5 protein-coding genes are annotated in these 18365 nt (G+C 44.6%); 1 reads left to right on the top strand and 4 read right to left on the bottom strand.

The window, feature by feature from the left end; translation table 11 throughout:
* The gene (locus tag F0232_RS06745) at positions 1-3516 is read right to left on the bottom strand and encodes a hypothetical protein (protein ID WP_105059300.1); all 3516 of its coding nucleotides are present in this window, start codon (positions 3514-3516) and stop codon (positions 1-3) included.
* Positions 3517-3543: 27 nt separating this feature from the next.
* On the bottom strand, positions 3544-13941 hold the full coding sequence (locus F0232_RS06740) for a DUF11 domain-containing protein (RefSeq protein ID WP_105059380.1): 10398 nt from the start codon (positions 13939-13941) through the stop codon (positions 3544-3546).
* 307 nt (positions 13942-14248) lie between these two features.
* On the opposite strand from F0232_RS06740, the gene F0232_RS06735 reads away from it, so the two are divergent.
* Positions 14249-16108: a helix-turn-helix transcriptional regulator gene (locus tag F0232_RS06735; RefSeq protein WP_105059299.1), complete on the top strand. Its 1860-nt coding sequence runs from the start codon at positions 14249-14251 to the stop codon at positions 16106-16108.
* Positions 16109-16232: 124 nt separating this feature from the next.
* Here the strand turns inward: F0232_RS06735 and F0232_RS06730 are convergent, their stop codons facing one another.
* Together F0232_RS06730 and pqiB are read right to left on the bottom strand one after the other, a co-directional pair.
* On the bottom strand, positions 16233-16736 hold the full coding sequence (locus F0232_RS06730) for a membrane integrity-associated transporter subunit PqiC (protein ID WP_061031712.1): 504 nt from the start codon (positions 16734-16736) through the stop codon (positions 16233-16235).
* On the bottom strand, positions 16736-18361 hold the full coding sequence (pqiB, locus tag F0232_RS06725; RefSeq protein ID WP_105059298.1) for an intermembrane transport protein PqiB: 1626 nt from the start codon (positions 18359-18361) through the stop codon (positions 16736-16738). The genes F0232_RS06730 and pqiB overlap by 1 nt, the downstream gene beginning before the upstream one ends.
* Positions 18362-18365: the final 4 nt, after the last annotated feature.

Here is an 18365-nt window from a genome sequence, read left to right as displayed (position 1 = left end):
TTAAATCTTACCGACTAAGTTAATAAACATGCCGGATGCGTCGTAGTCATCATCATTGGTTAAGTCACTATCAAACGCAGAGAAGTTATAACCAATCCCCATTTTGAAGTTCTCGCCGATGTGCTTGTTCACCGAAACTAACGCACCGTGTTCTAGCTCATCGTTAAGTGTGTCGGTTTTCCAGTGATATTCACCCGTTACATCCCACTCTTTCATCACACGGTAAGAAGCGCTCAGTCCGTATAAATCGATGTCGCTTTTAACGATCTCATTCGCGCCAGAAGCACGCTCAAAAGCTTGCTCTTTGTCTTTATGCGCGTATTTAGTGCCGACGTCCCAGTGTTGGTCAATCGAATAGATCGCTTCAACTTCAATGATCTGGCTAGTTTCGTCTTGATAATCCACATCACGATCCAGTTGATCGAAGTCCGCAATGTAGGTGTAACGGCTAAGTAGGTTTAATCGGTCGTTATAGATCGGACGATACGCTAGTCCACCTGTGGCTTCGGTGAATTGAGCCATGGTTTCACCTGTGGTTTCACTCTCTGTGATTGAGTAGTTGTACTTACCAAACAGCGTGTACTCTTCCGTTAAGTGGTGCGTGTAACGGTTAGTCGTCACGATTTGTTGCAGCTCACGCTGTGCTATCTCTGGGTCGTCTTCACTCTTATCCACTCGGTATTCAAACTTGTGATTTAAGGTGATGTCATCTAGATCGATCGAGGCATTGAAACTGATGGACTCACGCTCTGTTGTGATGTTCTGGTCGTCTTCGATTTCACCCAGTTGATAACCGATGCCCATTTCAACATCTTCCGTCACATCGTAACCAAAGCCATAGGAGTCTATTCGACCGTGACCATCGTTTTCATCAACGAATTGGTTCTCTTGGTAGAAATCGACACTGCTAGTGAGGTCTGCACGCTGACCAACAATCACGTTGTTTTGACCTTCGTAGTTATCATCTACATAAGTTACGTAGGTTGAGTGGTCATCCGACACATCGTAAGTCACGGTCGCTTCAGCAACTTGCCCGCGGTCACCATCGGTATATTCACCACCTAATGACAAATCTTCCAACACTTGGAATTCAGCACCAATCGACGCGCTGTCGTTTTCGTCATAGTCATCCGACTGATCCACGGTCTTTTGCCCTTTAACGTAAACGCTATTCTCGCTGTCCCACATGTATTCCAAACGAACACCCGCTAACGTAGCATCGCTGTGCTCGTCGTTTTGGTTAAGCTCTTCAGTTTGTTGCCCTGCCACCGAAACCTTGATGTGCTGGGTGATTTTAACTTGAGTCTCTACCTCAATAGTTTCGGTGTCTGTTTCTAGATTACCGTCAACATCACGCTCTTCGTTGGTCGAAAAACGGGAAAGTACCGCTAAACGATCGGTCGCTTGTAAACGAAGTTCAGCACCGTATGCCTCTTGCTCTAAATCATCGCTGCTGCTCGCGTAGCTATATCCCGCGTCTTTGTCTCGATACCAAAGCTTCAGGTCATTACCTACTGCACCAAAAATTGTTGGGGCAAGGTCATAAAGGCTGGTCACCGCGGTGATTTGAACACTGTCACCCTCGCGGTCTTCCAATGTGTCACCAATGGGCGTAAAGGTTAAACCACCATCCATAGAGACGAAGTTAGACTCGGTTTGAGTACCTTCACTGTGAGCAAATTCGGCTTTAATATAGGTGCCTTCTGTTGCACGCAGCGTTAAGTCCGTGCCATAAGACTCGTAATCTTGATTGTCTTTCTCTTGGGTCGCATACGTCACACCCACACCAACGTAATCGTTGATCCAGCCTTTGGCACGACCACCGTAAGACATCGCATCCAGCGAGTCTGAACCTTGAGGGACATACTCATAATCGACAACCAGGAAGTTTTCGTAATCATCACCGTTTTCAATCACGCTACCGAAACTGTCAGACAAGATATTGTCGAGTGGTTTGGTCAGAATGATTCGACCTTGGTACGGGTCAAAGTCATAGTCGACACCCGGCTCAAGTGGAATTTCGTTTTGTACTAAGCCAGATTCATCTTTTACTTTTACGTAAACCTTGTCACTTCCCGGCACCGCTTCACCGTGGCGAAGGAAATAGAGAGAACCACCCGTACCTAAGAACTCATCATGTGCATACAAAGAGTCAGCTTCAGCCGTAAAGCCGACTACATTCAAACGATCTTCACCGTATTGTGTAGTATCGCGAGTACGATAATCAGCTTTGAAACCATAGAGGCTACGGTTGTAATCGTTATTCTCAGTGCCGGTTAACCCTGTATTGTAGTTACCCCACAAGTATTGCGATTTATCGTATTCAACATTGAGGTAGACCTTACCCTTGGTGTTAACCACTTTTTCGATGTTTGAACTGTCGCCATAGTTGCCGTAATAAAGCTCATCATCGTCTTCGAGAATATCGAACACATCCGAATCGTCTGATGCGAACGGATGTTTGAACATATCTTTTATCTCACTTTCTCGAGTATCAAAGTGAGTGGTCACGCGAAGCTTGTCACCAAATTTACCCTGACCAAAGTACGCTAAACGACCTTGGTTATAGATATCATCTTGATATTGGTCATCAACGCTCAACGCACTGTTATTACCAGAGACATTGTTCTTCCCAACATAAAGATCAGCCAAACCCGTTTGAGCGTAGTACGTATCTGGAATGCGAACGTAGAGCTTATAACGACGCTCATCGCCGTTATCAAATACAACCTTGGTTGGGAAAATGTAAGAGTCTGTCGGTAGATACTGTTCTGCGTATAAGTTGCCATCTTCGACGTCAAATTCATCTTCACCGATGATGACCTTATCAACGCCTTTCAAACCGGTACCAATGAACTTAGCTAAGCCGGCATTGGTCGGGATGTTATGGCGCATTAACTTGGCTTGACCGTAGCTTTTGTCTTTACTCTCTTCATCGTCATTATCGTTACGGTCGATGTCCACTTCAGAGTCAGGCTTCACTAAATCCGTTACACCAACCGTGGTCACGTCCATGTTGCCATCTTTGTCCCACGCTTTTAGACGGAACATCAGCTGCTCACCGACATTAAATTGGTAGTCGACATCGGTTTGACCATCCCAATTGATGTCAGAGTCGTTTGCCAATTTATCACCACCAAGTACCGTGATAGGCTCAGATAAACCAAAATCGCCGACACGGTACACTTCTAACTGATACTTCTTGATGTAATAACCATAGTTAGTCGTGATGGTGAAACCGACGCTGTCACGCAGTGTGCCCTGCTCGACTTCCAACTCATCGCTGACGCTGACATCGAGCACCGGATCAAAGCGAGTGATGTCACGACTTGCCCAAATAGCACCTTGTTCTAAGTAAATACGCGAGCTGTCTTGGTCTTGGTTCGGCTTAGTGATTTCAATGCCCGTTGTCTCAGAACCAAGTTTTTCAAGCTTACCTGTGTCTTTCGCTACCGCCATCACTGGAATGGCAGTCAACACACACGTCGCTAAACGAGACTTACTAAATACTTTCATACAATTTCCAGATACGGTTCCAATGGCTTACTGCTGTTCACTTTGTTGGTCTTTGCGATGCACGCTAAAGTTGAACTTAGTGAGCTTGTTCGGGGTAATTCGCAACACTTTCGGGTTTTCGCTCACCACTTCCATGGAGGTGGATAGCGAATCAGTGTCCAACTTCACGAGGAAGTTCTTACCTTTCTTATTGAGTACCCATTGGTCGGGCACGTGGTAACGACCGTACTGGTCTGTGTAAATAACGATTCCCTCAACCGTCATCAACTTAACGCCCGGAATACCATCTTCGTAGATACCTTTGTTCTCGATAACGATTTCCCACAGGTAATTCTCTCCATCGCGATACAGGTTTCTGGTTACGTTGAGGTTTTCCGCGCTCAGTCCCTTTTTCTTATCCGATTCATGCTTAAATTGAATCTGACCTTGTGCATCAAACTCGATACGGGAGCCCGCATCGGTCGTGACATAAAAATCAAAGCTCTGCTGGGTGCGAGTCTTGAATTGAATCACCACTTTGCTGGTTTCTGGCAACGTTCGATTTACTGAGTGACCCCAAAGATCACCAAGCTCCAAACCTTGCTCAAGTGCTGTGGTTATTGCGCCATCTTTAACAGCAACGTCTTGTCCATCCCGAATGATATGTGTTGAGTCGGTGATATAGCCTTGCGTTGCTAGGTTCGCGGTTAACTCCACATCAAAAGCTGTAGCGTCGGCTTGGAATCCATCTTTGTTGTGATCTTCAAACACCTTGCCGATGATCGATGAAGTATCGAAAACCTTATCCGGTTCTACGGTCACTTTGGCAGTGTCTTCATTGGATACCGCCACCCCATCCACTTTAGCGACAGCTGTGTTGATGTAATCACCAAAAGTGGCACCGACCGATACTCGTAATAAGTAACGAATACGCAGCTTCTCATCCGGTTCAAAATTCAACGAAGTGAACATGAGCTTACCGGTGTCTGACGGCTCTTGAGTGATCACTTGGTCATCTTGTGTTCCAAACTCACCATCAATACCACTCAACACGATTTCTGACGTGTCCACGATGTACTTCAAGCCACCTGGATAACGGTCCTCTACTGTCACGTTTTTAAAGTAAGATTCGTTGTTGTTCTCAACGATGATCTCGTATTCAACCGCGTCACCGACTTGCGCCGTGTCTTGTAACGCAGATTTCGTTAGCTCAAGTACGCCAGAGTTATCAGGAATCTTCTTGATGTGATTGGTTACGCTGTCGCTGGTTTCAGTACCGTCAGATTCAGTAGCCGTAAAAGTATTAGTGATGTCGTCATCCAAGCCTTTACCTAGAGTTCCAACTACTTCAAACGCATATGCGTTACGTTTGTTGGATTTCAGGTTAACTGTGGTGTCTAGATCTTTGTTAACTGGGAAAGTATGACGCTGAATAACTGCGCCCGAGTCATCGACTTCCACACCTTCAATTGTCCAATCCGTAAAGACTTTATTCCCTGTGCTGTTTTGTAGCTCACTGATCGCATCGGTTAGATGCACATCGGCCGCGTTACCTTGCCCGTTGTTAGTCACAACTAGGTAATAAGTGACACTGTCGTCATCTTCGGTGTATTCAGGTTTATCAGAACGTTTTTCAACAACAAGATCAGCACCCACTGGCGGTAGATCCAAAGCGGATACTTGGTCTGCCACTGCCTGCACCGAGGTTTCAGAGGCCAACATGCCCTTAGAACGAGCGCGCATCGCTGGGCTACCAGTTAAATCAAGGTAGTAACCAAGCACATCGATATTAGTCAGCATGTCTTCGTTGACCGTCAATGTGAACGTGTAATCAATCTTTCCGCCAGGCGCGATGTCGACCAACGTGAAGATATCTTTATCGTTATCAAAAGTACCCGGTTGAGTTTCAGCTCCTTCTGATGATGCAGTTAGTGTCCAATCATCAAAGGCATGGCTGTGTGAACCATCGATATGGTCACCCATGGATTCAGAGAACTGAGTATAAAGCGCGACATCTTTGGCTATACCACGGCCAATGTTCTGCACCACTAAGTGATACTCAACTTGCTCACCCGGAACGTAATACGGGGCATCGGTAAACAGCTCGGCTTGAACCACAGCCGCCACAGTGTGAACTGGAGGACTAATAACATCACCGCCGTCTACTTGCGCGGTATTAACAATGTGTCCAGTCGCGGTATCGACTACGGTGCCTTTTGAGCGGAACACAACTGTGCCGTGCGGTGCGATATCTACGTTGTATTCCGTCGGGCTAACTTGCTCGGTGGTAGTGCCTATTGTGGTTGAATCGACCACCAAAGAGGTGGAACCAGCCACAAAAGCAGGCCCCGTCGAACCGTCGTAATACGACACCTCAATAGATTCCATGTCATCAACAACACTTAAGTCATTGATGTAGTTGTTCGAGGTGTTTTCTACGGTGATCAGGAACTCTAGCTCACCACCCGGCTCATACTCGGTTTGGACATTGGTTTTGGTCGCAACAAACTCAGAGTCTTTCGGCGTCATGACTACCGTCGAGTCTTGTGGCGTACCGTTGTAAGTGATGGTTGCCGTATTGCTGATATAACCAATCGCTGTCGTGCGAATTAACGCCTTAACATGGAAAGTCACAGTGCTCTGTGGCGCAACATCCATACTCACATCGATGTCTTCACTCAAGTCGAACGTCTTTGGAGTGACAACAGATCGATCATCCGAGGCATCAAAGCTCACTTCCCATAATAGAAATGCCGACTCTTGTTTATCCGCGGTAGTGTCGACTTGAATGTCACTGATGATGTCTTGAAGTTGAACACCAGATGCAAACGCATCAGAGCTGTTGGTTACGGTGATGTCGTAGTTAATCAGGTTGGTTACTTCATACGATGGCGTATCAACCGTCTTCTTTACCGAAACCGTCGCCAACACTGGTGTACTGGTAGCACTGTCATCAAATGTTGTACCGTCAAAGGTCGCTGACGCGATGTTAGTAATATCGCCTGTCGCCAACGGATTAGTCGTCACTAGAATCGTGAAAACAATGCTGTCTTGCGGCGCAATATCGAGCGCCTCATTAAGGTCTTCACCACTGGTAGCATCCGGTACTGGGGTTTCACCGGTTGTCGATACCGCAGATATTTGGATTGAAGCAGGGTCAAAAGCTTGCTCAGTGGCGCCGCCTGCAATCGTGGTTTCAACCAACTTCAGTGCATCTTCAATGGCAACATCTTCAGCCCAACCTAAGCCGTTATTCTTAACGGTTACCGTATACTGAAGCGCCTCTCCCGGAAGATACTCTGCTTTATCAACCTCTTTAATGATCTCAACTTGCGCGTCTTCAGGAAGGTAAGTCGCGTCAGCAGAGTGCTCACCATCGTCACCCTCAACTTTAACGACGTTAGTGATCTCGCCTTTGGCCTTATCATTAACAGTGTTGGTCACGACAAATGAATAACTGTCACCCGGGTGAATGCTGTAAGTCGCACCATAACCTTGCGGGGTACTAATCACATCTTTGCGTGCGTTCAGTGTTGGATCGCCACTACCATCAAGCTGTTCGTTACTAATGACCCAGTTGCCTGTCAACGCTTGTTCTTGATCTGGGCTGTTAGCCACCTCTGTCATGATGGTGTCGATACGATCGGTTAGGACTTGATCGACAAGGTAACCTTCACCCGTGTTAGCCACGGTGATCTTGTATGATATTGGTTGACCCGGTTGATACTTAGCATCAGGTTCTGCAATTGGCGTCGTTTCTTTGGTTAACACCAATTGACCCGGTTTCGGAGTGATATAACCTTCTCTCAAGCGAGCAATCTTCGAATTATCTAATCCATGTCGCAGGTAAGCCGTATTGGTAAAGCGCCCAATCGCGTCATCACGAACCTTGCCTTCTACGTGAATACGGACAACGGTGTACTTATCACCACCACCAGTGCCAGCATCATCTCGCCCTGCCATCTTGATCGATTCGGCAGGTAAATCGATGTCTGGGCTGTTTTGACCTACTAGCTTATCGAGCTCAGAGAAATCATTAGCGTTAGGGTCTGATGGCGCGGAGTTATAAAGCACATCATAATCAACCGTCCACTCCATGAGTGCGGTTTTCATTGAGCCATCGACAGTTTCGACTTCAAAGCCGCTGATGATGTCACGAATAGAAAACAGGCCAGTGTCCACATCGTTATTGGTTATATCGATGTAGTAATTAACCATTCCGCCCGGCACGTATTCAGGCGTATCTGTCCATTTATCTATCAGGATATTCGAACGACCCGGATCAAGTATGATGTCGTTGGTGTTGCCGTTATTCACTTGTGCCGTGTTGGTGATTGTACCTGTCGCTGATGCCGAGACCGTACCTCTCACATCAAAAACGATACGCTCACCAGGGCGAAGGTCGACAGTTGCATCCAATGGTACGCTGCCACTGTAACTACCTTGCACGTCATAGGTACCAGCAGGTTCAACCGCAATAGCCGTTGCCCAGTCAGAGAACGCATCGTCACCATCTTCGGTTTTGATTACGTGAATAGCGTCAATAACAGGTACATCACCGGCGATACTGTCTCCGATATTTTCTAACGTAACTTGATACTCAACATCACCTCGTGGTGCATAAGTACAACCACTACCATCGTTTGAAGGAACAGAACACCCTGCCGATTCACCATCGGTATACACCAAGGTTTTGAAGTAATCGAGCTCGGCATCTTTAGGAGGAATCTCTTGCGACGTCGCTAAGTCACTTCCTGCTGTCACTCGATTGGCATCAATCGTGCCTAAAGCATCATCGCGAACAATACCCGTTAAGTTAAACGTCAGCACTTCTCTCGCGGCAATATCGGTTTCAATATCAAGGTTGCCACTTGTGTTGTAGCTTGGTACATAGGTATCAATATTGGCATCAATACCATTACCAATCTCATGAGAAGCATCACTGGAAACAAAAGCTGGCATTCTCTTATTATTACCAATAACCTCGACTTCAATATCCGTTATTGTGTCTTTGATCTGAACATCGTTCGCCCAACCGTTTTCTTGGTTAGTCACAACAAATTCATACTCAACCTCATCGCCCGGCAGATAGGTATCACCATCGGTAAACAGGTTACCGTTGATCGACACCACACGTTTTTCAACACTGGTATTATTTTCAAGCGGCATTAAAGTCGCAGTGCGAACACTACCGTCATAGCTCGCTTTGTTTTTAATATCACCCAATGCATCTTCACGGATCAAAGCATGAATAGTGAACGTTAAGCTTTCTTGAGCTGCGATAACAATTTCGTTATCTATATCGATGTTGTTGCCCGATACAAAGTCAATCGCGTCGGTAATAGAACCCGTCGCAGCTGTTTTATCTAAACTCACTTCCCAGCCAGCTAAGAACGGTTGGCCGACAGGATCACCACCAGAAGTGATGCTATCTTCTGCAATACGAGTTTGAATCGCCGAAATAGCATCTTCAAGACGAGAACCATATTCAGTACCATCACCCGTATTCTTAATCTCAACGCGGTAGTAAACCTCACTCTCGCCAGAAGCTTGAGAATATTCAGTTTTTTGCGAAGAGAACCCAGCATCATAAAACGCTTTTTTAGAGAACGTGACTTCAGGATCCGCCATCGACGTAGGAGGAGAAACCGCAATAAATTGGTTACCGTCATCTTCATCGATATAAGCTTTATTAGTAAAAGAACCAACCGCTTTCGGACTGATCTTGGCTTTTATGACATAACGGACAAACGCTGACGATGCAGCTCGGCCAAAGTTGTCTGCCGAGATATCGAAGTGAGTATCAATCGGCTTATTGTCTTGGATCGAATTATCAACATCGGGGTTAGAAATCCCTGAGCTATCTGAAGACGTTTCAATCTCCCAACGATCAAAGGCAGGACCACGACTACCATCGAAATATTGTGTGGTTATTTGGTCGATGTCATCACGTAAACTGATGTCATCAACGTGCGCCGATGCGATATTTTCGATATAGATTTCATACTCGATGTAACCACCAGGTATGTAGCTCGTTGCACCCTGAATCTTGTTTCCATCAGCATCGTAGTAGTCCAGAATATTTTTTTCGTAATCAATTTGACGACCAGCTTGCGAGATATCATGAGAGATCGTGTCGCCATCAACGGTTAAAACGTTAACCACGTCTCCATTGGCTTTGTCATTAATGGTCGCTACAACTTGGTACTCAAGCTTAGCGCCCATCGGGATATCGGCTTCAACATTTAGGTTACTGTTGGTTGATGTGTAAACATTGCCAGCACCTGCGCCCGCATCCACATACTCAGAATCGGTTCCAGTTGCGATCGATGTGATGGTCCAATCTGAATACGCTGGTCCTGTATTACCGTCCACTAAGCTGACCGTAATATCTTCGAGGTTATCGACGATTGGAATATCGTGAGCGTTACCTTTGCCATCATTCTCAATCACCAAGTGATAGGTCACGGTTTGAGCTGGCTCGTACACCACTTCATCGGTCGTTTTATCAAAATCTAGATGGTAGTCATCGGGAATAACGACGGTATCTCGGTAATGAATATCACCGACCGCATCCGGTCTTACGGTACCTGTTACTGTGTAAGTCACGTCTTCGCCAGCATCGATATCAATCGAGGTTACGATGTCAGTGTCGTTCGCAACATCACCGTCTTTAGTACCATCGGTTGTACCCATGTTTGCAGGATCGCTCTTAGCAACCGCCACCGTAAACTTGTTTGAACCTACCGAATCATCGAAAAATGGGTTACCTGAATTGCCGTCTTGTAGCTCCACTGATATGTCATTAATCAGTTCGTTTACGTCAACGTTATTTCGATAACCGTGCCCGTCTTGAGAGTTGTACTTGATGGTATAAGTCAACTGATCGCCCGGAGAGTAGCGGTTAATGTTAGTTGTGCGAACAACGCCGCCACTGTTATGTACCTGATGGTTTTCAGCCACGGCACGTTTCGCATACTCACAATCGTCAGTACAGCCGGCATTATCGTCATGAATCAGCACTGCTTCGTTGCGGATTATGCCGCCGTCTCTGTCAGCGACACCGTTAGATACTGCATTGTCTTTGACATGCGCCTTAATACGCACCGTGACAAAGTCTTTGGCCGGAATTGAAACTGGGAACTCCACATCTTCAGTCGTTTGAGGGCCAAAACCAGAGCCAGTATCAACAGACCAATAGTCAAACGGGTTTTGATTAAGAACATCTTCTACTTCACCATCTTTATCATTAGCAAGCGTGGTGGTGATCTCACTCAATCGATCCATGAAGATAAGGTCAGTTTCGTCGGTATCACCGTTGTTACCAATTACGATGGTGTAAGTAAGGTCTTCACCCGGTGTGTAACGAACCGCATCGGTTGTTTTCGACAGAGACACATTGATGTCGTAAGCACTGTTCGAGTTGTCTATTTGTGCAGAAGAGCTGTGGTCACGGTCTGTAATAGGATCGTAAACATCAACACGGTTCGATACTTGTTCTTCTTCATAGTCAGACTTAACAATGCCGCTCACCTCATAGTGAACCCAGCCTCCGGGAGTAATATCAACGTCGGTATCGATATCAGTGTCGTTAGCAATGTCACCGTAACGAGAACCCGGTTTATCTGTATTGGTCGAACCTACAATTGTCCAGCTATTAAAGAAGTTAAGCGCTGAAATGCTATCTTGTACCGTTGCGTCATTTGCATAGCCAATGCCGCGGTTATAGATATAAATATCGAATGTAGCGCGCTCACCTACAACAAAGTCGGTATTTTGAGCGGTCTTAGCGACTACAAGATTCGGTTCGCTAGGATAGGTACGTACCGTATCCGATAGATTAGTATCGGGTCCCGTCACTGTTGCGGTATTGGTGAATTCTCCCCAAAGAATCTCACTGTCGACACTGCGATCGAGCGTCCCAACAATGGTATAGGTAATCGTCGCACCTGGTGGGATCTGAGCTATTGCATCCAGGTTGTCATTATCTTTGAAAAGGCCAGGGTTAGTGAAGGCTTTCACTAAAGGAGATGTCGCTTCCCTTTCAGCACTGATCGTCCACGAAGAGAACACAGGCTTGCTTTCACCCGGCTCATGAAGTAACTCAGCTTTTATAGCTTTAATTTCATCTTTAACATTGATATTCGATGCGAAACCATTCCCTTCTGGGTTGGTAATACGGATCGTATAGGTAATGGTCTTTGTTGTATCTGTGTATGCGTTTTGTTCGTTATTACCATCAACACGTTTATCTAAAACAAGGTAATAGTCTCTCGGGTATGAGCCTCTATCGGAATAAAGTACACTATCGACCGTCACTTCATTACGAATCTCATCATCAGCAATTGGGTTTACGATCGCGGCAATGCTATAAACGATCTTGTCGTGTGGAGCTAGCTTGGCCTTCACATCTAAGATCTTTTGATTCTTCTGATTACCTTCTATGTCATCAGTAAAGCCGGGCTCGCTGTTTGTCGAGATAGAGCCATCAGAAGCATAAGATTTCGCGGTTATCACCCAGCTAAAGTACGCTTTGGTTTGCGTTCCATTGATTGAGGTGGTCATGACAGAGACTAAATCATCATAAACCGGTACATCAATCGCGTAGCCGTCACCGTTATTCTCTACCGTGATTTCATAGTTCAGGGTACCGCCAGCTGAGTAGTAACGAGAATCCACTTCCTTTTGGACTTTTAATTTCGAGTTTGGCATTTGAACGCCAGAGCCCGACTCGCCTAAGTTATCCCCTAAGCACAAGCCCGCATCGGTACCATCATCAACAATTTGACCTACACTTGTATCAGCCACTTTTGCGGTCAACTTATAATGAACAAAGCCCTCTGGCGCGAGGTCGACTTTTAAATCGATGTCGTTTTTAGTCCAAGCCCCATAGTTAAATGAACCGTAATTAGAGCCATCACCACTTCTATCAGCGACTTCTAATTTCCATTCAGAAAACGCAGAAGCAGTGCTACCATCAGCTTGCTGTGTAACGATACAAGCAAATTTATCGACAACTTCAACATCGTTCGCGAAAAATTCAGCGTCCTTGTTTGAAATAACAATGTCATAGACCACTTCATTATCACCGACTATCCCCGGTACATACGTAGCATCTGTTGTGTTCTTATTACGGGTAATTTGGCTTGATGAAGAGTTCAATACTTGTTGTGTATCTAGAGGAGCCGTTAACACATCAGTAGAACCTGCTGTGCCTTCTGCATCCACTACCCGTGCAATAACTTGAGGAATGACGCCAATTGAGACTGGGCTTACATCAACCTCCACCGAATACAGGACTTGTTCGCCAGGATAAATAGAAACTGTGTCGTTTAACGACTTGTTGGATTCAATCCCAGTATCGTTCAGTTCAGAGTGGCTGTTGGGACCAAGAGTAATAACCTGGTTGGTCCAAGACTCATATGGGTTGCCAGTTGTATCGTCAGCGTTTTTGTCGGTCCCGATGTTGTTACCTAAGTCGGTCTTAAGATCTTCCAAAAACTGCTGAACTGAGTAGTGATAAGCGATACCCGTATTTGCTTGGTTGCTTACCGTCACCGTGTAGGAAAACTTGTCATCAACCAAGTAGCTATCTGACTGGTTCAAAGTGTGTGTCAGAGCGATATTTGGCGCAGTGGGCGGCGTGGTTAGCACATCAGCAGAAACCAAAGCATCACGGGTTTCAGCTGTCACATCGCCATTAACAATATCGCCGACTAAATTGTCGGCAACGGTAGCTTCGATGGTGTAAGTAATAGATCCGCCGATATCTATCGACGCATCACTTACTGATAAGTCCCCTGATTCGGCAAAGGTGCCTGGATCACTTTTGCTACCTTCGACCTTGGTGGCTGAGTTAACGTTGTCAGTAAAGGCTTGCTCCAAGCCTCCTTCAATATTGAGCACCTTGATAGCTGAAATGGCATCTTGAACGTCAATCGCCTTAATAACAGTGTCACCGGTATTCGATACCTTGATGGTATAGGTCAGCTCATCATTCAGTTGGTAGTTCGTCTTATCAACTGACACCGTAATGTCGTGTTCATATAGGCCTCGTTGAATGGACTCTGTGTTTGAGTCCACCGAATCCAACAGCCCTGAACTCGCCGTCGCGAAGTTATCAATCGTTCCTGCAGCCTCACCAGAAACCGTTGCAGACATTGTGTAGGTCACCGAACCACCTGCGGCCACACGCACGTCAGTTGCTTCTAGGTTTCCAAAACGATTAAACGTGCCCGCTGATGAAAGCACCGTCGAATGCGCTTGGATCGTAGCCTGAGTAAACGCGTTTACACTCTTGCCTTGGTCATCTGTCGTCAGAATATTGAGTAGCTCATCTTTAACGTCAAAGCCATTAATGGCTTTGTCTGACCCATTCGTTAAAACAAGCGTGTAAACCACCTCTTGTCCATTGTCATAAGATGCACTATCTACGGACAGATCCATTTTTAGCCCTGTAGTGTCAGCTTGGGCGGAGAATGGGATCAATAAAATAGATAAGAAAAAGGCAAGGTTGTATCTGAACATTAACGCGCACTTCACAGTAGATTGACAAGTCTCCAGGCTAAATGCCATAGATTTGACGTCACTATTTTGGCATTTCGCCTTTTTAGGGACATGCGCAACATACAGATCAATCAACCCAAACAATTAACATCCGTAAAAAACAAATTACTAAGGATGTTAAATAGAGAGTCTGATGTCTAAATTAGAATCGAGACATTGAGTTAATTATCAGAAGGTTAATGTTTTAATGAGTGAGTTTTCACAGTTGTTACGTAACTTCAGAAAGGAACTTCAATTTACACAAACAGAATTTGCAACCTACTTAAATCAGCTGGACGATGAATTTAATGCGGTTGACGTCGTAACGATAAATCGTTGGGAAAACAATAAGGTAAAACCTAGTACATACAAAGCACTCAAGATCTTACAGTACCTTGGTGGAGATTTGTTTGAGACAATAAAGAGCTTCAAGTCCGAACAAAAAGATACACTACTCGAAACGTTTTTTAACGAATCCCATGGCTCATTTCAAAGTCGAATTTCAGCTCTAGCAGGCCTTAATAAAAAACAAGGCCAACGCAATTTTAAGTCACAGCCTTTAATGTCCGAGCCGTGTGACACTAGCGTTATCGACAGAATCAAACTACTTTCTAAATTCACAAAAGTCGATATTTCGCCACTGGACCAAATTGATTTATATCTCTATTACTGTGAGAAAAAAGCCCATGGCCACAAGCTCATCAATACAGATGGTGACATTGTGAGTCACAACGTAGGCTTTTTCTTTGAAGACCATCAATTTGAGCTATTAAAAACTCAAGAGCTAGATCTCAGAATGGCCTGCTCTTTAAATTCAGGCAAAAGCATAAATTATTTTAATATAAGCTCACACTCAGAGACAAAAGATCATGTTATTGAGCATATAGTTTCAGATATACAGTTACTTTCTCAGAATAAAAATATTAAAAAGTATTCTGTTTTAGTAAAAGATCCCAACATGATGAAACTCTTGAAGGGACTAGGGTTTGAAGTATTTAAATTTTCAGAGCCTTCTGCTAAAAAATGTAATATCACATTCAAAGATAAACATTATAGCTACTGTATATTAACAATTGATAAAATAGACTATCTGACGAATCGGAACGTAATGTCACTAATCAAAGATGAATACTCTACCATGATGAAATTTCCGAAATTACTTCGCGAAGCGCGTAAGAAATTGAAGTTAACGCAAAAGGATTTTGCAGCATACATCAATCACTTAGATGATGAATTCAGCTCTGTAGATGTCGTAACGATAAATCGATGGGAAAATAGCAAAGTAAAGCCAAGTAACTACAAAGCCCTAAAGCTATTGGACTGCCTTGGTCTAGACTTGTATACAACGTTGAAGTCCTTTGATTCCGAAGATAACGAAGACACTGCACTACTTGAAGGTTTCCTGACTGAACGGTTTTTTTCATTTCAAAGCCGAATATCATCTATCACTAAAGGGGATATTGAAGAAGGCTGCAACTGTAAGATCATGCCATTGATGACAGATCAGAATGACAAAACAGTAATAGATAGAATAAAGCTGATTTCGCAATATACAAAGGTGGACTCTTCACCTCTTGAGACTATCGATCTGTTTCTCTATTACAGTGAAAAAAAGGCCCATGGAAGAAAATTGGTCGACGTTAATGGCGATATTGTTAGTCATAGCTTAGGCTTTTTCTTCAACGAAGAGGTATTCGAGCAATATAAAAATAAGCGTCTACATCTTAAGCAAGCCTGCTCTTTGGATTCTAATCATAACTTAAATTACATTGTGGTTAGCGGTCACTCTGAGAAGCGCGAACAGTCTATTGCGAACCTGATTTCCGATATGAAGCTTCTTGCAAGAAATACGAAGATCAAGAAATTCTCTATGATGGTCAAAAACCCAAATGCATTGGATCTAATGAAAACACTCGGATTTGAAATCTATAAATTCTCAGAGCCAACAGAAGAAGCCTCTAACATTAGGTTTAAAAATAAATCATACGCATACTGTATTCTAACGATCGATAAAATAGAGCTACTTAGCAATAAGCATGTTATTGCATTTATTAATAAGTATGGATAATTTTCAACAAGCGTAAATTATAAGAAAGCCACTGTATCAACGATGGCTTTCTCATATTCTCATTAATTTGATTCGAGGTTCTCAAGTTAATATCGGCAACGTCCTAGATATTACCTTCTGATAATCACGGCAATTGCGACTGAATATCTGCAAGCACCTCATCCAGCCCCTCCCCTAAAGCTTCGACAAGCGACTCATACCCCGACTCTTTTAATGGCGTATTAGATTCAAATTCCGCTCGTGCTAATTCCACGTCTTGCTCGCTCAAGACCCAAGTTCCTTTTACTTCTGCATTGCCAGTGTAAGAACCATTGAACTGCTCGAAAGTAATAATCAACTCTTTATCCGACTCCCCTGATGCATCGGAAGAGTCAATACGCTCTTCAAGTAACCCTTCTAGATTCTCAGCCCAAACATGTTTACGCGCAGAAACCAGTTCATTTTCAGACTTGCGATACGCAATGCCGATGGTGTCGAGATAATCAGGTAAGTCGACTCGAGTTTTTACCTTGAATATGGGCTTATCTAGCGTACTTTCTGGTAGAAGATAAGCATGAGTGCCATCAGTGGGAGAAGAGCACCCAAAAAGCCCGAACGATACAATCAGTGATATAAATAGTTTTCTCATTATTCCACTCCCTTAACTGGAATCGGGTCTTCTTCTACATCGCTACCAAACACCAACGCATTGGGTTTGTCGTTTAATACTTTGATCAACGGGCGGAGTTCTTTCAGCACATGCTCTAACTCTTCAGACGCACTAATGAGCTGTTTATAAGCATCTGAGTCTTCATCATAGCTATCTAACGTCACCTCAAGCTGCTTCATGGTTTCACTGATATCTTGTGGCAAGGCTTTCGCGCCCTCGCTATCAAGCAGTTCATCCATACTCTTCAAGGTACTGTCTAACGAAGCCAGTGAACCATTTAGGTTAGCGATAGTGGCATCCAGTGGAAGCTCATTGATCTTATCAAGGAAGTCGGTGATCTGTTTTTGAATTTCCGTTAAGCCACCAGCGACGACAGGGAATACTTGATAACCATCAAATTCTCTTGGTTCATAAGGCTCTTCGTCTTCATAAAAGTTAATATCGACAAACAGTGCCCCGGTGAGAAGGTTACCTGTTTTTAAGGTCGCTCTTAGCCCCTCTCCCATCTGCAATTTGACCCGTTCAGCAAAGGTTTTTGCATTCACTTGCCTGAAGACTTCAGAAACTCGCTCAATTTCGAGTTTAATAAGGATAGGAATACGGTTCGAAACCTTGCCATCTTTGTCCATACGTATCTGCAACGGCACCGTATCGACCGTACCTATTCGCACACCACGATATTCCACAGGTGCGCCTTTTCTCAAGCCACGAACCGACTCTTCAAACAACAACACATAATCAAGCGAGGTCGTGTATTTGCCCTGCAATACGGCGTCGTAATTGTCATACAGCGTGTACTCTTTTAGGTTCTCTTTGATTTGGGCGCCCGGTTTAATGCTCTCGGCCACATCGAAACTTACGCCGCCAGTCAGAATACTCTCAATCGAGGCAAAGTTGACATCTAAGCCATTAGCACCAAATCTGACATCAATGCCAGAAGAGAGCCAAAACTGTGTTTTTTCGAAAATTAACCCATCATAGGGAGCAAAGATGAACAGCTGATATTTACCCTCTTTCTTTTGATAGTCGAAGCTGGTTTTCTCAACTCTCCCTACCACGAAACCATGGTGCAACACCGGTTCACCAACTGAGAGTTGATTCGCTTTATTGTGGGAAACTACAACCCTGATACCCTTGGTGTCTGGTCCCGCTACTGGAGGTGTATCCAACACATCAAACCTCAATTGGGCTTCACTCGATTTACCCGGTTTGAGCTCAATGTAAGAGCCCGACAAAATAGTCTCAAGACCGCTAATGCCGTCAGTACCAACATGCGGTTCCACTACCCAAAACTGGGTTTCAGCATTGATCATACGTGAAGCTTTCTTGTCTATTTGAGCTTTTGCAATGATGTATTCATAGTCCTCACTCAGAACGACGTCGGTAATCGTACCTACATGCACATTCTTAGATTTTATCGCCGTTTTTCCCGCTTCAATACCAGACGCATCCGGTAAGATCAGAGTGATCTCTGGCCCGCGATTATTGAAGTATTGAAACAGCATCCAACACCCCACCAAAACCGCAATGATTGGAACAATCCAAACGGGCGACAACTCACTTTTTTTTGATACCTTCGCATCCGAAGTACTTTGCTTTTCCATGTGT

This window comes from Vibrio sp. T3Y01, from assembly GCF_013114525.1.
Taxonomy (GTDB): Bacteria; Pseudomonadota; Gammaproteobacteria; order Enterobacterales; family Vibrionaceae; genus Vibrio; species Vibrio chagasii_B.
This window is presented reverse-complemented; position numbering and strand designations above follow the sequence as displayed.